The sequence below is a fragment of the Dongia deserti genome (assembly GCF_003574735.1).
Lineage (GTDB): Bacteria > Pseudomonadota > Alphaproteobacteria > Dongiales > Dongiaceae > Dongia_A > Dongia_A deserti.
Genome location: NZ_QORW01000007.1, coordinates 287,659 through 308,316 on the forward strand (window position 1 = coordinate 287,659; position 20,658 = coordinate 308,316).

23 protein-coding genes are annotated in these 20,658 nt (G+C 63.3%); 7 read left to right on the forward strand and 16 right to left on the reverse strand.

What is annotated here, in order from left to right; genetic code table 11:
- Positions 1-11: 11 nt before the first annotated feature.
- Positions 12-527, reverse strand: a complete 516-nt coding sequence (locus tag DTX69_RS13395; protein WP_119302032.1) for a hypothetical protein — start codon at positions 525-527, stop codon at positions 12-14.
- Positions 528-748: 221 nt separating this feature from the next.
- Here DTX69_RS13395 and DTX69_RS13400 point away from each other — a divergent pair, with 221 nt between their 5' ends.
- Both DTX69_RS13400 and DTX69_RS13405 read left to right on the forward strand, forming a co-directional pair.
- Positions 749-955, forward strand: coding sequence for a hypothetical protein (locus tag DTX69_RS13400; protein WP_119302033.1), 207 nt, complete (start codon positions 749-751; stop codon positions 953-955).
- Between the two features lie 109 nt (positions 956-1,064).
- Entirely contained in the window at positions 1,065-1,646 is a 582-nt protein-coding gene (locus tag DTX69_RS13405) for a PAS domain-containing protein (RefSeq protein WP_119302034.1), read from the forward strand.
- A 3-nt stretch (positions 1,647-1,649) separates the two neighbouring features.
- On the opposite strand, the gene DTX69_RS13410 is transcribed toward DTX69_RS13405, so the two are convergent.
- The 9 genes from DTX69_RS13410 to DTX69_RS13450 all read right to left on the reverse strand — a co-directional run bounded on the left by DTX69_RS13410 (position 1,650) and on the right by DTX69_RS13450 (position 10,897).
- Positions 1,650-2,624 (reverse strand): PrsW family glutamic-type intramembrane protease, encoded by a 975-nt coding sequence (locus tag DTX69_RS13410; RefSeq protein WP_119302035.1) that lies wholly within the window; start codon positions 2,622-2,624, stop codon positions 1,650-1,652.
- 43 nt (positions 2,625-2,667) lie between these two features.
- Positions 2,668-3,843: a serine hydrolase domain-containing protein gene (locus tag DTX69_RS13415; RefSeq protein ID WP_284735747.1), complete on the reverse strand. Its 1,176-nt coding sequence runs from the start codon at positions 3,841-3,843 to the stop codon at positions 2,668-2,670.
- A complete protein-coding gene (locus tag DTX69_RS13420) occupies positions 3,840-4,571 on the reverse strand; it encodes an ABC transporter ATP-binding protein (RefSeq protein ID WP_119302036.1) in 732 nt (243 codons plus the stop codon). The genes DTX69_RS13415 and DTX69_RS13420 overlap by 4 nt, the downstream gene beginning before the upstream one ends.
- The gene (locus DTX69_RS13425) at positions 4,571-5,305 is read right to left on the reverse strand and encodes an ABC transporter ATP-binding protein (RefSeq protein ID WP_284735748.1); all 735 of its coding nucleotides are present in this window, start codon (positions 5,303-5,305) and stop codon (positions 4,571-4,573) included. Before DTX69_RS13425 ends, DTX69_RS13420 begins: the two co-directional genes overlap by 1 nt.
- Positions 5,302-6,243: a branched-chain amino acid ABC transporter permease gene (locus DTX69_RS13430; RefSeq protein ID WP_119302038.1), complete on the reverse strand. Its 942-nt coding sequence runs from the start codon at positions 6,241-6,243 to the stop codon at positions 5,302-5,304. Before DTX69_RS13430 ends, DTX69_RS13425 begins: the two co-directional genes overlap by 4 nt.
- Complete coding sequence (locus tag DTX69_RS13435) at positions 6,243-7,121, reverse strand: branched-chain amino acid ABC transporter permease (protein WP_119302039.1); 879 nt, start codon at positions 7,119-7,121, stop codon at positions 6,243-6,245. Before DTX69_RS13435 ends, DTX69_RS13430 begins: the two co-directional genes overlap by 1 nt.
- Before the next feature lie 176 nt (positions 7,122-7,297).
- On the reverse strand, positions 7,298-8,623 hold the full coding sequence (locus DTX69_RS13440; RefSeq protein ID WP_119302040.1) for an ABC transporter substrate-binding protein: 1,326 nt from the start codon (positions 8,621-8,623) through the stop codon (positions 7,298-7,300).
- A gap of 105 nt (positions 8,624-8,728) precedes the next feature.
- The gene (locus DTX69_RS13445) at positions 8,729-10,144 is read right to left on the reverse strand and encodes a hypothetical protein (protein ID WP_119302041.1); all 1,416 of its coding nucleotides are present in this window, start codon (positions 10,142-10,144) and stop codon (positions 8,729-8,731) included.
- Positions 10,145-10,150: 6 nt separating this feature from the next.
- The gene (locus DTX69_RS13450; protein ID WP_119302042.1) at positions 10,151-10,897 is read right to left on the reverse strand and encodes an SDR family oxidoreductase; all 747 of its coding nucleotides are present in this window, start codon (positions 10,895-10,897) and stop codon (positions 10,151-10,153) included.
- Between the two features lie 88 nt (positions 10,898-10,985).
- Here DTX69_RS13450 and DTX69_RS13455 point away from each other — a divergent pair, with 88 nt between their 5' ends.
- Positions 10,986-12,089: a pyridoxal phosphate-dependent aminotransferase gene (locus tag DTX69_RS13455; RefSeq protein WP_119302043.1), complete on the forward strand. Its 1,104-nt coding sequence runs from the start codon at positions 10,986-10,988 to the stop codon at positions 12,087-12,089.
- On the opposite strand, the gene DTX69_RS13460 is transcribed toward DTX69_RS13455, so the two are convergent.
- Both DTX69_RS13460 and DTX69_RS13465 read right to left on the reverse strand, forming a co-directional pair.
- Positions 12,083-12,931, reverse strand: a complete 849-nt coding sequence (locus DTX69_RS13460; protein WP_162917136.1) for a hypothetical protein — start codon at positions 12,929-12,931, stop codon at positions 12,083-12,085. The genes DTX69_RS13455 and DTX69_RS13460 overlap by 7 nt on opposite strands.
- A complete protein-coding gene (locus DTX69_RS13465; RefSeq protein ID WP_119302045.1) occupies positions 12,928-13,380 on the reverse strand; it encodes an ABA4-like family protein in 453 nt (150 codons plus the stop codon). The genes DTX69_RS13460 and DTX69_RS13465 overlap by 4 nt, the downstream gene beginning before the upstream one ends.
- Before the next feature lie 105 nt (positions 13,381-13,485).
- Here DTX69_RS13465 and DTX69_RS13470 point away from each other — a divergent pair, with 105 nt between their 5' ends.
- A complete protein-coding gene (locus tag DTX69_RS13470) occupies positions 13,486-14,112 on the forward strand; it encodes a TetR/AcrR family transcriptional regulator (protein WP_119302046.1) in 627 nt (208 codons plus the stop codon).
- 2 nt (positions 14,113-14,114) lie between these two features.
- Here the strand turns inward: DTX69_RS13470 and DTX69_RS13475 are convergent, their stop codons facing one another.
- Genes DTX69_RS13475 through DTX69_RS13485 form a run of 3 tightly spaced genes read right to left on the reverse strand, consistent with a single transcriptional unit; the run spans position 14,115 to position 17,011 of the window.
- The gene (locus DTX69_RS13475) at positions 14,115-15,215 is read right to left on the reverse strand and encodes an ABC transporter ATP-binding protein (protein WP_119302047.1); all 1,101 of its coding nucleotides are present in this window, start codon (positions 15,213-15,215) and stop codon (positions 14,115-14,117) included.
- Positions 15,216-15,218: 3 nt separating this feature from the next.
- The gene (locus DTX69_RS13480; RefSeq protein WP_119302048.1) at positions 15,219-16,025 is read right to left on the reverse strand and encodes an ABC transporter permease; all 807 of its coding nucleotides are present in this window, start codon (positions 16,023-16,025) and stop codon (positions 15,219-15,221) included.
- Positions 16,025-17,011 carry an ABC transporter permease gene (locus DTX69_RS13485; RefSeq protein ID WP_119302049.1) on the reverse strand — a complete coding sequence of 329 codons (987 nt, stop codon included), beginning with the start codon at positions 17,009-17,011 and terminating at the stop codon, positions 16,025-16,027. The genes DTX69_RS13480 and DTX69_RS13485 overlap by 1 nt, the downstream gene beginning before the upstream one ends.
- Positions 17,012-17,206: 195 nt before the next feature.
- Between DTX69_RS13485 and DTX69_RS13490 the strand changes: the two genes are divergently transcribed.
- The 3 genes from DTX69_RS13490 (at position 17,207) to DTX69_RS13500 (ending at position 20,154) form a co-directional block, all read left to right on the forward strand.
- Positions 17,207-18,310: an ABC transporter substrate-binding protein gene (locus tag DTX69_RS13490; protein ID WP_119302050.1), complete on the forward strand. Its 1,104-nt coding sequence runs from the start codon at positions 17,207-17,209 to the stop codon at positions 18,308-18,310.
- Positions 18,311-18,655: 345 nt separating this feature from the next.
- Positions 18,656-19,822 (forward strand): PAS domain-containing sensor histidine kinase, encoded by a 1,167-nt coding sequence (locus DTX69_RS13495; protein ID WP_162917137.1) that lies wholly within the window; start codon positions 18,656-18,658, stop codon positions 19,820-19,822.
- Positions 19,819-20,154 carry a cupin domain-containing protein gene (locus tag DTX69_RS13500; protein ID WP_284735749.1) on the forward strand — a complete coding sequence of 112 codons (336 nt, stop codon included), beginning with the start codon at positions 19,819-19,821 and terminating at the stop codon, positions 20,152-20,154. Before DTX69_RS13495 ends, DTX69_RS13500 begins: the two co-directional genes overlap by 4 nt.
- A 53-nt stretch (positions 20,155-20,207) precedes the next feature.
- Here DTX69_RS13500 and DTX69_RS13505 read toward each other — a convergent pair whose 3' ends face one another.
- The gene (locus DTX69_RS13505) at positions 20,208-20,618 is read right to left on the reverse strand and encodes a phasin family protein (RefSeq protein WP_119302052.1); all 411 of its coding nucleotides are present in this window, start codon (positions 20,616-20,618) and stop codon (positions 20,208-20,210) included.
- Positions 20,619-20,658 lie beyond the last annotated feature (40 nt).

The following is a 20,658-nucleotide window of genomic DNA, read 5'->3' on the forward strand; positions in this document are numbered from 1 at the left end:
AGGGAACATGATCATGGATGGCCGGCATTCCGCTGAGGCCAGCCAAGAAAAACCTTCCTGATTCCTGCGCCGAGATGCGTATCGAGCTCGACGACAGCTGCGTAGAGCACCAATGCGATCAGCAGCCAGATCTGAAGGACCCAGAAATGAGGCCAGGACACCTCTTCCAGGAAATGCTGCAGCGCCGCCGTCATGCCACCGTGCTTGGTCGCGAGCGGCATGAGCTCCTCGACTAGGCGGAACACGAGGCAGAGCAGCGCGTAAAGCGCGGCCTTCCACAAGACGCTGATCAGGAGCGGCTTGCTTTCGAGGCGGCCGACCCAGGGCAGCTTGTCCGCGATCAGAATCGCCTTCGCGACGATCAGTGCTCCGATGGTGGCCACCGACGCCGTCGCGACGGTGATGCCATAGGATTCCAGCATCAGGGCCTTCGTGAATGCGGCGAGGTGGAAGAGCAGCAGGAAGAAGGTGGTCGGCGCCAGCGCCTCCTTGAGTTCTTTGCCAATGAACCGGAAGACCTTCCGCATTGCCACAGCTCCCCCGTTTTGAAGCGCTTCGCCGCTTCGGCGAGAGCAAGCTTGGGACAACGGCATGCGGCATTCAATCCGCTTCTTCCGGCATGGCCGGGACGCCGATTGCCATACCACGTGTGGCCCTCTCGATAGATCTGGAAGAACTGGAGTCCCATCATCCGATCTCGATGGCCGCGTGAACATCAGTCGCCACGTATGTCGGCGCGCGGACAGCAATGAACAGATTGCTCCTGATAGTCTGGCTCGCCACGAGCGCGCTCCTGCTGCTCCTCGCCGTCGCGCTCGCCTACATGAGCCTGATGATGGGGGCGGCGCATTGGGATTGGTGGCTTTCGTTCGGCCTCGGCGCTGGTCTGCTCGCGATTGCCATCGGCTGCCTCTGGATGTGCCGGCGGGCTTGGCGGCTGCTCAAGACGCCGTGAAAGCTCCCATCGGCCGTTTGGCTTAGACTGCTTGGCCTGCGGCACCGCAACCGGCGTTCCACTGCAGATCGTAAAGGTCGATTAACGCAGCCTCAGCTATGGTCACGTGATGGACTCGCAATGGCGCATCGCGCGTGACACGTTTTTCGCCTTCAACCCGGACCGTGAGCTCAGTGACGTGCTCGCACGCGTCCGCTCGCCGAAGGTCGCGCAGGTGCTGCGGTACTGGAATCGTCTGCGCCAGGGCAGGCGTTTCCCGGAGCGCCCCGATATCGATCCGGCCGCGATCAAGGCGGCATTGACGCATGTAATGATCACCGGCATCGAGTATCGGCCGTTCCGGGTGCTCTATCGCCTGGTGGGCACCGAGATCGTGCATTGGGCGCGCGTCGACTTCACCAATCGGTACGCTGACGAGCTGATCTTCGATGACGAGGGCCGCGACTGGACGGACTACTACCGCGCCGTAATCGACGCGCGCAAACCGGCCTACGGGCTGACGGACTGGGTCGATGGGGACCGGACGCCGTTGTGGGCGGAATGCATCATTTGTCCGCTTTCGGAAGATGGCGAGGTGATCGATCGCTGCCTGGCGGTTGAGGATTACGAGCCGATGAGCGCCGCCGAGATCGAGACCTTGCCGCCGGTCGGCGAGCGGCGGGCGCAGCCGCTCAAGAAGGCGTCCGAATAGCGTTCACCGCTTCTGCCGCACTACCCAACCCACGATCATCGCGAAAATGGGGGCGGCAAAGCCGACGGCGTAGAGCAATGCAGCGCCGAGGTCCGGTCTTTCGGCTGCCTGCGGTGGTCCCGCATAGACGCCTGCGGCAATGGCCGCGATCAGGCCGACAATACCGAGCAGCAACAGGATGTTTCCGCTCCAGCGCCAGCGCCGGACAACGTCCTGATGCCCCGGCTCCGCACTGATCAAATCCTCCTCCGCGGCACGGCGGGTGGCATGGCGCAGAGACCACAGGCCGGTCACCAGCACCAGCGCGATGCCGATCACGACAACGGGGAGCGCGCTGACCATGGTCGGCATGCTCACGTTCTTGGTCCGCACAAACTCGCTGAGGATCGGCAGCATGCCGGTATCGTAGGCGGCGTGGAATCCCACTGCGACCAGGTAGCCGATGATCAAGACGTGCCAGTCCCGCCAGCCGCGCGCGGCGAAACGCATGAGAAACAGGCCGAAGATCATCGCGAGCAGGCTATGCGTGAAGGTCGCCAGGAAGCCGCGGCCGAACGCCATGAGCATGGCATGCTGGCCGAAGGCGGTCGCGTAGCCTTGGTTCTCGACGATCGCGAACCCGACCGCGACGAACAATGAGGTCTGGAACGCCTGCGCCGGCGTCACACGCCGCCAGAACGGCAACAGCGCGAGAATCGTGGCCAGCGACTTCGCCGCTTCCTCCGGCAAGCCGATGCGCCAGATGGCGAAGGGCAAAGCCGCGGCGACGGTCGTCAAGCGGTCGAAGCTCGCGAGGCCGGCCCCGACGAAGCGATGCAGGATCAAGGCCAGCAGGAACGTGCATATGATGCTGGTCAACAGCGAAGTCCCGACCAGCCTCCACGGTGCCGGCCGCGGGAAGAGATACTGGAACAACAGAATGAAAAGCGCGGCGCAGAACAGGACCGCCACGAGAGCAGGGATGGGGGCCAGGATCATGCGTGCGCGCGGTCCATCGATCGAGTCAGAGCCAGAGCATCGGTCATGCGCGGAGCGCGTCTGCGATGGCGGCGAATGCTGCCAGCAGCAGGTGGTCCGTCGCCTCGTCGAGCGGCAAAGGCTGCGAGGAGAGCTTGGCGATCACCATTTCCGCCACGGGATCAATGTAGATCCATTGGCCATGAATCCCGACAGCGCAATGGGCGCCGCTGGGGTTGCCGATCATGTACCACTGCGTGCGATAGCGGCCTTGGGGCAGGAACCTCGCCGCCGTTTCCGTCGCGAGCCAGGCGCCCTGATCGCCGTTCTGCAGGATATCCTCGATCCACCGGCGCGGCACGATCTGCTGATCGCCGACCCGGCCGAAATTCCGCACCATCTCGCCAAAGCGCGCGAGGTCGCGCAATGCCACGCAGATACCACCGGCCGAGCGTGCGGCGCCCAGCCGGTCGACGGTCACGTGCGCATCGGCCTCGGTGCCGAGCCGGCTCCAGAGCAGCTCGGTCAAAAGCCGCGCATAGGGCAGGCCGCCGGCGCGCTCCAGGATCCAACCCAGCAGGTCGGAATTCGGCGATACATAGTGGAACTTGGCGCCGTGGGGATTGGCGTCGCGCCGCAACGTGACCAGAAAGGTGCGCAGATCCATGGCCAGCGCCGGGTTGTCCAGAGGGTTCCAGCCGGTCGCCGCGCGATAGCGCGCGAAGTCGCCGGTCAGATCGAGATAGTCCTCCGCGAATGCGATGCCGACGGTCATGTCGAGCACATGGCGCACTGTGCAATCGCCGTAAGCAGACCCGAGCGCTTCCGGGATGTAGCGCGCGGCCGGCGCATCGGGGTCGAGCTGCCCGCGTTCCACCAGGATGCCGGCAAGAATGCCGGTGATGGACTTGCTGACCGAGAAGACGATATGCGGATCGCTTGGCGTAAGGCCGTTGCCGTACCACTCGAAAGCGATGCGGCCCTTGTGCAGGACGAGGAAGCCATCGGTTGCAGTCTCCGGTAGCAGGCTTGCAGTCGTCCGCTGCGCACCGTCCGGTCCCGTGAACGCGAGCGCACCGATGTCGCGTGGGGCCTTCGGTAGAACGGAGACGCGCGCCGGGTCGTGTGCGATGCGCATGACCGGGAGGACCTCCGGCACATGATGGAAGGCCCACCTGTTCCATGGCGCCTGACGCCAGTTGGCAAGCGTGACGCCCGCGCCTTGTGTGCTGTCGTTCAAGATCTCTGCACTCCCAGTCTTTCCCGCTTCACCCCGACGCCGACATAGTGATGCAACAGCCGCGGATCGTCGCGCAGAACATCCGGTGCCACGCTCTCGCAGCTGCGTCCATTCTCGATGAACAGGATGCGGTCGGCGACAGTCAGCGCCGCTTCCACGCGCTGCTCCACCAGGATAGTTGCGACGCCTTCTGCCTTCAGCCGTCTGACGGTGTTGAGGATGGTGGTGATCGCGCTCGGCATCAAACCCTCGGTCGGCTCGTCCAGTAGCAGCGCCTTGGGCTCCAGGCAAAGCGCACGCGCGGTTGCCAGCATCTGTTGCTCGCCGCCGCTTAGGGTACCAGCGCGCTGGCGCATGCGCTCGCGGAGCACCGGAAACAAGATCAGCACGCGCTCCAACGTGGCGGCGCCACGATCACGCGCCATCAGGCCGATCTGGAGGTTCTCCTCGACCGTCAGCTCGGAGAACAAGCGCCGCCCTTGCGGGCAATACCCGATGCCTTGCCTCGGCACGGCGTGGGCGGGTAGGGCTGAGAGTTCGGCGTCGTCCAGCGTCAGGCGCCCGGATCGGGCCCGCACCAAGCCCATGATCGCCTTGAGCAGCGTGGTCTTGCCAGCGCCGTTGCGGCCGAGCAGGCACAGAACTTCGCCCCCCTTTAGCTCCAATGCGAAGTCGCGCAGCACCTGCACATTGCCATAGAAGCAGTTGAGCCCTTCGACCCGCAGCATCACGCCCCCAGATAGGCTTGCTGAACGGCCGCATTGGCGGTGATCTCGGCCGGCGTGCCTTCCGCCAGGATCGCGCCATTGCTCATGACCGTGATGCGCTCGGCCAGCTCCATCACGACATCCATGTTGTGCTCGATGAGGAGAATGGTCGCATCCGCCGCGATCTCGCGCACCAGGCTGCAGAAATCGGTGATCTCCGCCTCGGACAAGCCCTGGGTCGGCTCGTCCAGCACCAGCAGCTTGGGCTTCAGCGCCAGGCTCATCGCGACCTCCAGCAGGCGCTGGTGGCCATACGGCAGGTTGGCGGCCGGTGTGTCGCTGCGCTCGTGCAGATGCACGCGCGCGAGCGCATCCGTGACGGATGACGCGAGTGCTGACGAATCGACGGTATGCCACGGCGCCTTGCCTAGGGTTAACGCACGCTGGGCCGCCAGGGCCACATTCTCGAAGCAGGAGAGATTACGGAATACGCTGGTGATCTGGAAGGTGTAGACGATGCCGCGCGCGACCCGCTCCCATGGCGGCAGATGCGTGATCTCTGTGCCGTCGAACAGGATCGTGCCATCGCTCGGGGCCAGGCGGCCGCAGATCATGCTGACGAGCGTGGTCTTGCCAGCGCCATTGGGCCCGATGACGGCGCGGATTTCGCCCGCTTCTAGCCGGAAGTCGACTGTGTCGACCGCCGTTAATCCGCCGAAGCGCCGGCTCAATGCCTTGGTCTCGAGGAAACTCATGGCAGCCATCTCAGGCGCTTCTCGCGCAGGGTGCCGAGAATGCCCTTTGGGAAGAACAGGGTCAGCAGCACGAGCGCGGCGCCCACCACGATGCGATAGCTCTGGGTCACCTCGCTGGTCCATTCGACCAGGTAGAACATCAGCAAGGCCCCGATGATGGGACCAAGCACGGTTCCTGCGCCGCCCAGCAGCACCCACAGCAGGGCGAAGATCGAATACTCGATGGAGGCGAAGGTTGCGCCGACATAGCCGAACATCAGTGCGTAGGAGGCTCCCGCCGCACCCGACAGCAGGCCGGAGAGGGCGAGCGCCAGCAGCTTGTAGCGGAAGGTGTGGTAACCCAGCATCTTCACCCGCTCCTCGTTCTCACGGATCGCGACCAGGACGCGGCCGACGCGCGAGCGGATCAGGATGTAGCAGAGCACGAGTGCGCCGGTGAACAAGGCGAGCGCGAGATTATAGCGGAAGGTTGGGTTGGTCAGGCTGAGACCGCCGATCTGGCGAGCGGCACCGCTCAGCACGAGGCCTTCATCGCCACGCGTCACCTGGTTGAAATAGAGAATGAGCAGGAAGCAGGCCTGCGCGAACATCATGGTCACGATCATGAAGGACACACCCGTGGTGCGCAGGGCGACCAGCCCGACGGCGGTCGCGAAGGCAAGGGCGGCTGCGGCACCCAGAATGAAGGCGCTGATCGGATCGATATTGAAGTAATGCACCGTAAGTCCGGCGGCATAGAGGCCGGCAGCGAAGAACATCGCGTGGCCAAGGCTGAGCAGACCAGTATAGCCGATCAGGATGTTGTAGCCGATGCCATAGGTGGCCAGCACCATGATGCTGGTGAAGTTGGTGTGATGATAGGGCGGCAGCACGAATTGCAGCAGGAAGAGCAGTGCGAGCGCGCCGCCATGGAATGCGAGCGAGCGATGACGGTCCATCAGCGCGCCTTTCCGCCGAACAGGCCTTCCGGCCGGAAGATCAACACAAGGGCGACCAGCAAGGTCGCCAGGATCTTCGACAGATTGGGCGAGAAAAATACCGAGATCACGCCGTCGCTGATGCCGATCACGAACGCGGCGATGATGGCGCCGCGCAGGCTGCCCAGCCCGCCGATGATGACGACGATGAAGGAGAGCAGCAGCGGATCAAGGCCCATCAGGTAATAGGCCTGCTTGATCGGCACGATCAGCACGCCAGCGATGGCGGCGAGCATGGCACCGAGCGCGAACACGGCCGCATAGACCCGGTCGACAGGAATACCGAAGGCCTGTGCCGTCTCGCTGTCGAACTGGGTTGCGCGCATCACGAGACCGAGCTTGGTCTTGGCGATGCCGTACCAGGTCGCCAGCAGCAGCAATGCAGCAATGCCGGCGACCACCAGCTTGTAGCCGGAATAGCCGAACCAGGGGAGCTGGACGCGGAAGTTGATCGGCGCCTCGACCGAGCGTGCATCGGGTCCGTAGAAGATGAGCACGAGCTGCTGGATGATGTAGAGCAGGCCGATGGTCGCGACGATGGTTGCCTCGGGCTGATAATTGAATCGTCGCAGGATCGCACGGTCGATCACCAGCGCCGCACCGCCGACGACGATCGGGCTCGCGATGACTGCGACCAGGAAGCCAAGCGCCGGATTGCCGACCAGGTGCGCGAAGGCCCAGGCGAACACCGCTCCCAGCATGAAGAACTCGCCGTGCGCCACGTTCACGATGCGCATGACGCCGAACACCAGTGTCAGGCCCAACGCCGTCAACGCCAGCACGAACGCGGCCACGGTGCCTTCCATCAGGGCGAGGAGGAGGTGAGGGCCGAGGCTCATAGAATTCGCATCGATGGAGTTAGCATCACACTCTCCCTCCCCCAAGCTGGGGGAGGGTCGGGGCGGGGGTTAGTCTATCGTGCGAAGATTGAGTCGAGCTGAAGCGCCGGCGCCCCCACCCTAACCCTCCCCCGGCTCGGGGGAGGGAATTCCACCGCGAATCCAGCATTGCGCTCTTACAGCGCCATCTTCGTGTAGTCGGTCTCGGGCTCGTAGGTGCCGTCGGCGATCTCGGTCTTGTGCACCACCTCCAGCTTGCCGCCCGCGACCTTCGAGATGAACTGGTGGCCGAAGCACTGATGGATCTGGCCGACGAAGGTCTTGTCGCCCTGCGGGTGCTCGTTGCCTTCCTTCCAGCCTTTCATGGCCTCGGTCGCCTCAACCAGCTTCTTCTTGTCGGCGGCGGTGGCGGATTGATAGCCGCTCGCCTCGACCGCTTCCTTGATGATGTAGAGCGTCTCCCAGCAGCCGAACATGTGGGAGTAGGTGGCGACATCCTTTGAATCCTCAAGGCTCGCGCCGTTGTTGTCGACGCCGACGGCGGCGCGATAGAACTTGTCCGCCTCGCTCTGGTTGGCCTGGGCATAGCGCGGGTAGGCCTCCCAGAAATAGGTGCCGTCGAGGAACTCGAGGCCCGGACTCGCGATATCGACCGCTTCGAGCGAGTCGATGAAGCCGAAGATCTGTGGCCGGTTGGAACCGTAGAACTCGCCCATCTCCTTGACGAAGGTCAGCACGCCGGGTCCTACCATGACGTGGTAGAGCACTTCGGTATCGCTCGGAATCTGCGGGAAATACTTGGTGTAGGAGGTTTCCGTCGCCGGGATCGGCAGGAGCTTCAGAACCTGGCCGCCCTGCTTCTCGATCGCCGCGCTGAAATAGTCGCGATGGTCATAGCCGAAGGCATAGTCCGGGAAGATCATCGTGATCTTCTTGCCGAGATTGCCGGCAATCCACGGGGCCATGGAGCTGACCTGCGCCTTTACGTCGGTAATGCCGGGCTGGAACGTGTAGCGATTGAGTGCGCCGGAAGCGACGTGATGGCCCTCGCTCACCACATAGTACGGCATCTTGAGCTCGCCGGCCCGCGGCGCCGAGCCCATCACCACGTGCGAGAACAACGTGCCGAACGTGATGTCGACCTTGTGCTGGGAGGCGAACTTCTCGACCACTTCCGAGCCGCGCTTGGGATCCGTGCCGTCATCCTCGGTGATCAGCTGGATCGGTCGCCCTGCAATGCCGCCCGCATCGTTGATGAGCTTCACCGCGGCGTTGGTGGTGCGCTCATACCAGCGGCCGTAGGCGGCGCCGATACCGGTCCGATGCGCCTGGAATCCGATCTTAAGGGGCTCGGCTGCGCTGACCTGGATATAGCGCACGAAGCCTGGTGCAAGGCCAAGTGCGGCGCTGCCACCCGCCACCGCGCCAAGGCCTTTCAGAGCGGCGCGGCGCGAGATCAAGCTCTTCTGATTATTGGATTTTGGAGTCTTGGAACGAGTCATCGCAAACCTCCCCCAGTTAAGTGGAATCCCTGTTTAGGCGGTGCCGCGCCAGCCGGCGACTTCTAGATCGTTCGTATACGAACTTTATCACGGGGCGGCCAAAACTCAACCGGCTGCCGGCGTCGAGAGCAGCCACAAGCCGAACAACGTGTAGGCTACCATCAGTACGGCCAGCGGCGCTTGGCTCAGCAGTGTCGTCATGCGGTCGGCTCCCGCTCGCAACGTCACGAGATGCGCGACCAGCACGGCGATGATGTGACCGATCACGATGCCGGCCGCCTGCAGGTTCCAGATCAGCGTGACGCCGGCGCGGTGCGACAGGAATGAGGTCGTGATGCGGTGCATCCGCTCTTCCGAATTGAACCAGCCAAGTGCAAACGGATCGGTCAGCGCGATCGCGGCGTATTGGCCGTTCACCAGGAATGCAGTCAGGTAATGCGCGAACTGGTAGCCGACAGAGATCGGCAGGATTGAAGCGGCGAGGGCGCCGGCCCTCGGCCAGAACGGATCGCGGCTACCCGCGAGCGCACGTCCGATCCAGATGCACGCGAGGAACGCCGCGCCGAGCACGCCCCAGAGGGCGACAAGACCGATGCTGTTGACACTCATCACGGCGCTGCGGCCCGGGAACTCCAGCGGATTGATACCATTGAGGCCGAGCCACCAGAAGGTCTTGCTGAGCCCATCGAACGACACCGCCGCGAGGGTGAGGAGCACGAACAGGACGCCGCTCGGTGGCAGGGGCGCGAGGTCGACAAGCGCGCGTCCGGGAATAAGCAACTTGAACTGTCGTAGCGCGGTTGCGGCAGGCTCGGATTGCAGCGGCGCAATGCGTGCGATCAGGGAAAAGAACACCGAGAAAGTCTCGGCCCGGCTCAGCCACGCCTCCTCGCCGAACAGCGCCATGCCGATCCACGTGGCGATGGTGTAGAGGATGATCGCTTGCGCCAGGACAGCGGGATCATTCGGGGCGAGATGGACCAGCTCGAACCAGGCAAACGCGAGCAACCCGATGATTGCCGGCCAATAGCCGAGGTGATAGGGCAGCGGCGCCTTTCGCAGTCCGAGCAGTCGGAATGGCCCGGCCCACGGATTGAGATAGCGCCAGAGGTTACCGAACAGGGCATGGGCGATCGTCAGGCCGATCCACCAGATCGTCCACACCGTGAGCGGCAACGGGTTGTCCAGCGGATCCCGGCTGCCGACATAGCCGGCGGTCAGCAGCACCACGAGAATGGCGAAGGACGCGAGACTAGCGCCGGTTTCATTCGGGACACGGAGGCGCCCCAATGTCCATCGCGCATCCGACCAACGCTTCAGCCGCTCGGCCGGCAGGGCAAGCAGGATCATGAAAGAGCCCGCCACAGCCAGCGCACCGCCGAGCAGGTAATAACCCGTCGGCAACAGCAGGATGAAAGCACGCTCGGTCGTGTGGGCGAAGGCTGGAGTTGTCGAGGCGGCGACGAAACCGAGCGCGCAGGGGGCGCTCCATCTCGCGCTCCCCCGAGCGTCGCCCCTCATAAAGATCTACCGCCCGCCCGACACGTTGAACAAGGTCGCCGTCACATAGCTTGCCTTGTCCGACAGCAACCACAGCACCGCCTCCGCCACTTCTGCGGCGGAGCCGCCGCGGCCTATGGGGATGTTGGCAGCGAGCTTCGTGATGCGGTTCTCGATGCCGGTGTCGTCCTGCATGTCGGTGTCGATGAGGCCGGGCCGCAAGCCGTTCACGCGGATGCCGTCGCCCGCAACCTCCTTCCCAAGGCCCGTGGTCAACACGTCGATTCCACCCTTGGCCGCGGCATAGGGCACGAAGCCGCCGATGCCGTGGAGCTCCGATGCCATGGAGGAGATGGTGACGATCGCGCCTCCTTTGCCGCCGCGCGACTTGCCCATGCGCCGCACCGCTTCCCGCAAGCAGACGAGATGCGCGGCCAGGTCCACCTCGATGACGCGCTTGATCTCCTCGACGGCAATGTCGGCGAGTGGCGAGGCCTTGTGAATGATACCAGCATTGCTGACGAAGGCATCGATGTAGCCGAGCTCCCTCGCCGCCTGGTCGAACAGCGAGGCGACCTGAGCTGGGTCGGCCACTTCCGACTTGATCGCGACCGCTTTGCGGCCAAGACCGTGGATTTCCGCGAGGACTGTCTTGGCGGCATCGGCCCGGCCGGCATAGCTGAAAGCCACCTCATAGCCTTCACGGGCGGCCAGCCGGCACACCGCCGCGCCGATGCCGCGCGATCCGCCGGTCACCAGAAGGGTCTTGGCCATGTCGTCCTCGTCCTTTCCCGATTGTGCCGACCACGGCTAACATTGCCCCGGCCTTCCGGCAAGCTTCTACCAGGATCAGGAAACGCGCATGTCTCTCCCGCCCTATGCCACCATCGTCCAGGACCTGCCGTCGACCGTGCCATTCGTCGGCCCCGAGGCGCAGGAGCGCAAACGTGGTCGCTTGTTCCGCGCGCGCATCGGCGCCAACGAAAGCGTGTTTGGCCCGTCGCCCCATGCGATCGAGGCCATGCGCCAAGAGGCGGCCGAAGCCTGGAAATATTGCGACCCGGAGAACCACGACCTGAAGCACGCGCTTGCCGTGAAGCATGGCGTGAAGCCGGAGAACATCGTGGTGGGCGAGGGGATCGACGGACTGTTCGGCTATGTCGTGCGCCTGTTCGTGGACCCGGGCGTGACCGTCGCCACCTCGCTCGGCGCCTATCCCACCTTCAACTTCCACGTCGCCGGGTATGGCGGTCGGCTGGTGACGACGCCTTATGTGAACGACCGCGAAGATCCGGACTCATTGCTGGCGCTGGCGACCAGGGAGCAAGCGCGCTTGGTGTTCCTCGCCAATCCGGACAATCCCATGGGCTCCTGGTGGGATGGCGCGACCGTGCAGGCGATGATCAAGCGGCTACCCGCAGACTGCCTGCTCTGCCTGGACGAGGCCTATTGCGAGTTTGCGCCGGACGGCACCACGCCGCTGATCGATGTCTCGAACCCGCAAGTGATCCGTTTCCGCACCTTTTCGAAAGCGTATGGCATGGCCGGGGCGCGCATCGGCTACGCGATCGGCGAGGAGAGCGTGATCAAGAGCTTCGACAAAATCCGCAACCACTTCGGTGTCAACCGCGTCGCCCAAGCGGGCGCGCTGGCCGCGCTCGCCGACGACGCTCACCTCAAATGGGTGCTGGAGCAGGTCGCAGCGTCACGTGACCGCATCGCCGCGATCGCCCGCGCCAGCGGCCTGACATCGCTGCCCTCCGCCACCAACTTTGTGACCATGGATTGCGGCCGCGACGGTGCCCATGCCCGCCGCATCCTGGCGGAGCTTATCAACCGGGATGTCTTCGTCCGCATGCCCGGAGTCCCGCCGCTCGACCGCTGCATCCGGGTGAGCGCCGGCACAAAGGCCGATGTGGAGGTGTTCGAAGAGATGCTGCCCGAAGCCCTGAAGGCGGCTCAGTAGAGCATGGCGAGGAACGGTCGGCCGGAGAGCGCTTCCACAAAGGTATAGCCGGTCCAGCCAACGAACAGTCCTGCGAAGCCGAGCACGGCGCGTCCGGCAAGATGCGGCTCCAGCAGTCGGCTGACGACGAAGCCGAAGGCTGGAATGAAATGCATCGCGTGCGTCGCGAAGAAATGCGCCACGCGCAGGTCGCCGCCGTCACGCGCCCAGCCCATCAAGGCCAAGCCTTCCGCGTCCGACTGATTGCCCCCGACGAAATGGCTGTCGGTGGTCGACATGTAGCCCGCGAATGCGACGGTCAGGATGAAGGTCGCGATGAGCCCAATGCCCACCGACAGCCGGAAAGCTGGATCAAGCCGACTTGCCCGGTCGCGCAGGATGATGATTCCGTAGACCAGCGTGGCCGAGGTCAGCAGGACTGCGAGTGCGCCCATAAGGCCATAGATGCCGATCATGGCCGACGAGCTGTCGTTAAAATGGGAGGCGACGCCGAAGGCCGCCGCGCCGGCGATCCAGATCATCTCGAGCGTGATGGCCAGGACGACGATGCCGGAGAACACGCGATGCCACCACGCGTCTGCGACGGCGCGCGGCAGCCAACCGGCGAACCAGGCGAGAGTCGCAAGATAGGCCGTCAGCGCGAGTTCGAACTTCAACGGCTTCATCCAGACGTTGATGCCCAGGAACGTGCGCTGCTCGATCGCCATCGCGAACAGGGTCGGAGCCATCAGGATGAGCAGGCACAAAGCCGCTCCGGCGAAGAGGGGATGGCGCGAAGAGAATTCCGCTATTAGTGGCCGTGCGCCATGTTGCGGCTGCGCAAAAAGAATATCCGTGGTCATTGTGATGCTCCGTGGATCACGTGCGCGTTGGACCGTATCATCCTCCGTGCCGCACGCAGGCCGGTGAAGGCCAGATAGCCCGCTGGTCCGAACAGGAACGTCAAGGCGAGGCAGGGAATGGCGAGCAGGAATGGAATGCGCTCCGCCCTGGCGGTCCGCACCTCCCAAGCACCGATCAGAAGATCGAAAGCGAGATAGTGTATCCACCCGGCCAGCACGATCTCCCGCTGGGTGAAGAGGAGCATGACGCTCGGCAGACTATCGAAGCCGCCCTCGGCGCCGGACCAGTGGGCCAGGATCAGGCCGGTATAGGCGATCGCCAGCAGCACGGGCACGACCAGCGTCGAGATGCGATCCGCCAGTTTCGGAATGAAAGGCGATGCCAGCAGCACCAGCCAGCCGGCCAGGGCGATCATGTTGCAGATCCGGAATATGACTTCGGGGCTCATGGCGGGCCGCTCAATCTTGACAGTGGCTAGATTATTCTTCGTCAGGATCTAGGCAGTGTCAAGATGAAATTTGACACTGTCTAGATTGCGCGATAGATCAACTGCATGACAGTCCATCGACCGAGTCGGCCGGTGCGCCGCGTGGGCTCCTACCATCACGGCGACCTCCGTGCCGTGCTACTGCAGGCAGGCGAGGCGGAGCTGGCCGCCCGCGGCATCGAAGGGTTCTCGCTGAGAGGCGTAGCGAAGCGGGCGGGCGTCAGCCATGCCGCGCCCGCGCATCATTTCCGTGACGTGAACGGGTTACTGACCGCCCTTGCGGCGGTGGGGTTCCGGCGCTTCGTCCAGAGCCAGGAAGCGCGACAGAAAAGGGCTGAAACGGATGCGCTATCCCAGCTGGTCGCGGCGGGCCTGGGTTACATTGATTTTGCCATGGCAAATCCAGCTTTGTTCCGCCTCATGTTCTCGTCGGATCGGCCGGATCGGGAATCGGAAGAGTTGCACGCGGCTGCCGCAGCCGCTCATCGCAAGCTGATCGAGGACGTTGCACGATTGCACGAGGCGCACTCCAGCCGGTCCGAGCCCGATCAGGCCGAGGTCATGCGGACCTGGGCCATCGCACACGGCTTCGCGGATCTCATGAATTCCAAGCGCCTCAAGCCGCTGCTGGCCATGCGCAAGGCGGATCGTGACGCCATGCTCGCCGACATGCTGCGGCGGAGCTTGGACTGAAGCTACGCCGGCAACAGCACCGCTGAATCCGGCTCCCAGCTCAGCCACACCGGCTTCCCGACGAGGTCACTGCCATCGAGACGGCGCTCGCCGTTCTGCAGGGCGACGGCCAGCGGCTTCTCGCACCCCTCGACGTCCACATAGAAATGGCTGCGGTCCCCGAAATAGGCGACGGCGCCCACTTTCCCGGCGAGCGAATTGACGCTCAAGCCCGGCCGCTCCCACGACATCTGCAGCTTCTCAGGCCGGATCGCGATCAGGACGGGTGTGCCCGGACGCGGTGCGCTACCATCTGTGCGCGCTTCGAAGGCGCCGTGTGTGCCCGCCGCAACGTTCGCCCGCCCGTGCGAGACCTCGCCGATAGTGCCGGGCAGGATGTTCATGGTTCCAATGAATTCCGCGACCTCCCTGCAGTTCGGCGCCTCGTAGAGTCGGGTCGAATGATCGATCTGCAGCACCTTGCCGCGCGACATGACGGCGATGCGGTCGGAGAGCGTCAGCGCCTCCTCCTGGTCGTGCGTGACGAATACGAACGTGATGCCCACGGTGCGCTGGATCTGCCGCAGCTCGATCTGCATCTCCTCGCGCAGCTTCTTGTCGAGCGCGCCCAGCGGCTCATCCAGCAACAGCACCTTGGGCTGGCAGACGAGGGCGCGGGCGAGGGCGACCCGCTGCCGCTGGCCGCCCGAAAGCTGGTCCGACCGGCGCTCGCCATAGCCCGGCATTTTGATGAGTTCCAGAGCCTGTTCGACGATGCGCGCCGTCTCCGCCTTGCCGAGCCTCCGTTTGCGCAGCCCATAGGCGATGTTCTCGCGGACGTTCAAGTGCGGGAAGATGGCGTAGCTCTGGAATACCATGTTGGTCGGCCGCGCATGCGGCGGCACGGTCGACATCGGCTGGCCGTCGATCGTCACTTCGCCTGACGTCGGCAGCTCGAAGCCGGCGAGAATGCGCAGCAACGTAGTCTTGCCGCAGCCCGACGGACCGAGCAGAGAAAAGAACTCGCCGCGCTTGATGTTGAAGGAGGTATCATCAACCGCTTTCACCGGTCCGAAGTGCTTGGAGACGCTCTGGATCGAGATAATGTTGTCGCCTTGCGTCATGGGTCAGAATGCTCCGGGCTTGTTGCTCTGCACGCCAAAACGGCGCAGCCATTCCGACACCAGCACGATCACGACCGACACCGCGAGAATGGAGCTGCCGAGCGCCAAAGTGGGTGGCAGGCGCTGCGGAAAGCGCAACTGGCTGTAGAGGAACACCGGAAGAGTCTGGTCGGTGCCGCTCAGGAAGAACGCCATCACGAACTCGTCGAATGAGATGGTGAAGCACATCAGCAGGCTGGCGATGATCCCAGGCAAGGCGATCGGGAAGGTCACGCGCCAGAAGGTCATCCAGGCGTTCTCGCCCAGGTCGTTCGATGCTTCCTCCAGGCCCTTGTCGAAACCCTCCAGCCGGGACATCAGCACCAGCATCGAGAATGGCACGCACACCAGCACGTGACCGGCTGCCACCGTCCACAGGGTCAATGGAATGTCGAACACCTGGCGCAGGATGACGAGCAGCGCGATCGCCAGGATCAGGCTCGGTACCACGAGCGGCAGCATGATGGTTCCCATCACCGGGCTCTTGCCAGGCATTGCATACCGTGTCGCACCCATGGCGGCGAGCAGTCCAAGCGCAGTGCTGACGATGGATACGCCGATGCCGACCATGAGGCTGTTCTTGAGCGCATTGATGAGCGATGCGTCGGCGGCCATGCCGCGATAGCCATTCAGAGTGAAGCCCTTCATCGGGAAAGTGGCCACGGTGCTGTCGTTGAAGGAGAACAGCGGGATGAGCAGCACCGGCACGTAGAGGAAAAGGACGAAGAAGATGGCATAGGCCGTCGCTGGATCGATCCTGAGGCGCACCATCAAGCGATGCTCCGCTGCATCTTGCGATAGCCGACGGCCCATAGGAACAGGCAAACGATCAACGTGACGGACAGCATCATCACGAGCGACAAGGCCGAGCCGAGCGGAATCTCGTTCATCTTCCCGAACAGGGACTGGATGGAGTTGCCGATCATGATGCCGGTGGGGCCGCCGACCAGCGTCGGCGTCACGTAATCGCCGACAGTCGGGATAAAGACCAGGAGCGAGGACGCGATCACGCCTGGTGCCGACAAGGGCAAGGTGACGCGGAAGAATCGCGTGATGGCGCGATCGCCCAGGTCGCTCGCCGCCTCCAGCAGCGATCGATCGATCTTCTCCAGCGAGACATAGATCGGCAGGATCGCGAAGGCGACCCACGCGTGTGCCAGCGTGATCACCACCGCGATCGGATTGTAGAGCAGGAACTCCAGGGGCTGGTCGATCAGGCCCAGCTTCATCAGGCCAGAATTGATGACGCCCCCGAATCCCAGCATCAGCTTCCAGGCGAAGACCCGCAACAGATAGCTGGTCCAGAACGGCAAGGTGATTGCCATCAGCCAGATCATCTTGTGCTGCTTGACCCGGAAGGCCAGGAAATAGGCCATCGGATAGGCAAGCAGGATGACGGCCACAGTCGCGGTGAAGGACATCAAGATCGATTTGAGCAGGAGGACAATGTAGACAGCGCGTTTGAACGGGAACGGGATGCCCAGCCAATAGGCGGTCTCATCATCCGGGCCTGCCGGCTCGATCAGGTGCCAGTAGTTGGCGAGGGTAGGCGTGCGATCGATCTCGAGGACGTGTTGAGTCCAGAAACTCATCACGACCAGCGCTACAATCGGCGCGACTAGCATCGCCAGCATCACGAGGATGGTGGGAGACATCAACAGATAGCCGCGCGCCCATTCGTGCCGGCGCAGCCACCGGTTCCACTGGTCACCTGATGCCGTCCATCCCAGCCTTTGGCCAGGCTCGGCAACTGCCATGTCCCACGCCCCCTGCTTGCGGCGCCGGCTCTGTCTCGGCCAGCGTCCAAATCCGGTTTGCAGTAGATACGCAGCCCTTTAACCCTGTCAACTTCATGAACGACAGTTCATGGCATTGACATCGCCCGCGATCTGGCACCCAATTCTCTCAACGCTCGATCCATACAAGCACAACATCGGACAGGGAGAGCAGCCATGAATCGGATCAAGTTCATCGACCGCATGTCTCAAGGCAAGGTGACGCGGCGCCAGATGATGGCAGGCGCCGGCGCCTTTGGCGTCGGCTTGACGTTCATGTCGCGCGCGGCCAAGGCGGACCCGCTCGTCTGCCTGGAGTGGGCCGGCTACGATACGCCCGATCACTTCGGTTCCTACGTGGCGAAGCACGGATCTCCGCCAAGCTTCTCGATCTTTGCCAACGAACAGGAAGCGGTGCAGAAGGTGCGTGCAGGATTCAATGCCGACATCATGCACCCGTGCACCTATTCGGTCGTGCGCTTCACCGAAGCGAAGCTGACCACGCCGATCGACACGTCGAAGCTCAGCAATTGGCCGGATGTCATTCCCGCGCTGCAGACCGCGGAAGGCGTGGTAGTCGATGGGAACGTTGTCATGGCGCCGGCGGATTGGGGGAACTCCAGCATCGCCTACCGCACCGATATGGTCGAAGGGGACGACGGCGAGTCCTGGGGCATTTTCTTCGGAGACAAATATTCCGGCAAGCTGGCGTTCACAGACAGCGAAGTGGCGGTCGAGATTGCTGGGCTGATGCTCGGCTATTCGCCGCAGAAGATCTGGGAAATGTCCGACGAGGAACTGGCCGCGACAAAGCCGCTGGTGCAGAAACTGGTGAAGAACAGCCGGTTCATTTGGAGCGATCCCACGGAGCTGAATCAGGCGCTCGCGTCAGGCGAGATCGTGGCGGGCTATGCTTGGAACGAGACCGTAAAGACCCTGGGGGCCGAAGGCGTGCCGGTGAAATACGCGGTTCCCAAGGAGGGCATCTTCACGTGGCTCTGTGGTCTTACGCTGCTGAATGTCGGCAAGGCCGATCGGGCCGCCGCCTACGATTTCATCGATGCCTGGATCTCGCCCGAGACCGGCAAATATCTCATCGAGAACACCGGCTATGGCCATAGCAACCGCAAAGCGTTCGAGATCGCAGGGCCGGAGCATGTGGCCGCGCTCGGCGTGACCGATCCGGTCAAGCACTTGGCGAACGGCATCTTCTTCCAGCCGGTCGAGGCCGAGCGCGAGGGGAAGTATGTGAAGCTGTGGGAAGAGTGCAAAGCCCTGTAGCAGACCTTCACTGCAATTCTATCGTGCGCCGTGTCTCCCAGAACGAACCAGGGGAGACACGGCCGTGCTGCGCTGGACTGAGACTTATCTCTCACACCTGTAGGTGTGGCATCCTGTCTTCGGTTATTTTTTGTTAACTGCGGCAATGCTTTATTGACCTTGTCCGCTGGCGGCTTCAAGGGAAGCGCGTGCCGGTGTAGATCGAGGCGTGCCGTGGCAGTTGACCTAACGCAAAATGAACGCAGACTGGGTCTGTGGCAGCGGTTCTGCGCGGTCGGAGTGCCGCTGTTCTCCTTGCGCGCTCGTCGGATGCCGGCGTCGGTGGCCGCGTCAAAGGCAGTGCCAATGGCTGCTGTTCCCGCGCTGCCCCACGCGCGCGGCGCAGTGAGCCAGGACGCGCTGGTCAATCTCATTATCGATCATGTCGATGCGGCGATCACGGTCTACGATGCCGCTGGCAACCTCATTCGCGTCAACAAATGCGCCGAGCGCTTCAGCGGTTTCTCCTACGCGGAGATGTGCGACCCCGCAACGTGGCGTCATATTATCCCTGGCGATGATCATCGCCGTGTGATGGCGATCCTCGGCCGGCGGCGGCTCGAGGACTTCCCGATCATCAATGTCAATCCCTGGCAGCACAAAGACGGCACGAAACGTCTGCTGCGCTGGTCGAACGTCGCGCTGCCCGATGTGGAAGGCAACGTCGCGCTCATCGTGTGCATCGGTTTCGATATCACCGAGCAGCACCACTTCGAAATGACGCTGACCAAGGCGAAGAACGAAGCGGAGCAGGCGAACCGCGCCAAGTCCGAGTTTCTCGCCAACATGAGTCATGAGCTGCGCACACCGCTGAACGCCATCCTCGGCTTTTCGCAAGTGATCCGCGACCGGCACTTCGGCGACGATGAGGCGCGCTACAGCGAATACGCCGCCAACATCTACGATAGCGGCGAGATGCTGCTGGCCATCATCAGCGACATCCTCGAAATGTCGAAGCTGGAAGCCGGCAAGCTGACTCTGACGGAAGAGATCGTGGAACTGGCGCAGGTGGTGGAGAGCTGCCGCACCATGGTGGCTGGCCGTGCACAGGACGGCGGCATCAGGCTGACCGCCACGCTGCCGGCGGGGCCCATCAAGCTGAAAGCCGATCAGCGCGCGTTGAAGCAGATTCTGCTCAACCTCCTTTCCAACGCCATCAAGTTCACTCACGCCGGCGGCACCGTCTCGGTGACGGTCAGGGGAGCAGAGAGCGGGGGCATCCAGTTGATCGTCACCGACACCGGTATCGGCATCCATTCCTCCGCCGTATCGAAGCTGTTCCAGCCTTTTTTCCAAATCGATCACACCGCCACCCGAGCGAAAGGTGGAACCGGGCTCGGCCTTGCGATCAGCAAGCACCTGGCCGAGCTCCATGACGGCACGATTGGGATCGACTCCACGCCCGGAATCGGCACTACTGTCACAGTGACCTTACCCGCGTCGCGCAGGATCAACCGGGACAGTGCCGCATGAGCCGCAGTATCACCTCCATTGCCACTACGCCTTTCAAGCCGTACGATCTCGAGGGACCGGTGCAGCCGGAAATGTCCTGGCTGCCCATCAGCTTCCGCAAGGAGACCGGCGTCGGCAGCTATGTCATGCGGATGCAACCGGGCGCGCAGACCATGGCGCACGACCATCCCGGTTACGAAGAGTTTCTGGTCCTGGAAGGCGAACTGATCGATTCCGACGGGACCGTCTTCAGGAAAGGCGACTTCGTCTCCTTCGCCCCCGGCTCGCACCACTCGTCGCGTACCGAAACCGGCTGCCTCCTCGCCGTGTTCGAGTGGCGTCCCAAAAGCTGAAAGACAAACCCCTCCTCGAAGCGAGGAGGGGCGTCTCGATATCAAGCTGGATTCTACGCTGCTTCCTTGATTTCCTCTGCCGCCCGGTGGCCAGAGTGCTTGCGCTCGGTCACCGGCTTTCCGGCCTCAGCCCTTGGCTGCGCTGATTCCGTTATGTCGCCGGCGGCCTGGCGGCAGCTTTCGAGAACGCGATTGCCTTGCTCCACGTACTGCTCGACCGCGCATTGCACCCAGCGCTGCTGCAGCGCGACGGCGTCATTGAAGCTGCGGCATTCGGACCATTCGCGCATGGTCGTGATGTTGGCGTCCAGCCGGCGCTGCACGAAGCCGGTAAATTCATCGCGCATCGCGGAGAACAGCCTGCCGAAGCTCTCGCCCGAGCGGCCAAATTGCTGGCTCCAGGCGTCGGCCAAATGAGCTTGGAGATCGGCAGCGCCGCGCGTTGCCTTTTCGGATTTCCGCATTACTACCTCCCAATAAGAAACCACTCCGGTCGTTGCCGGT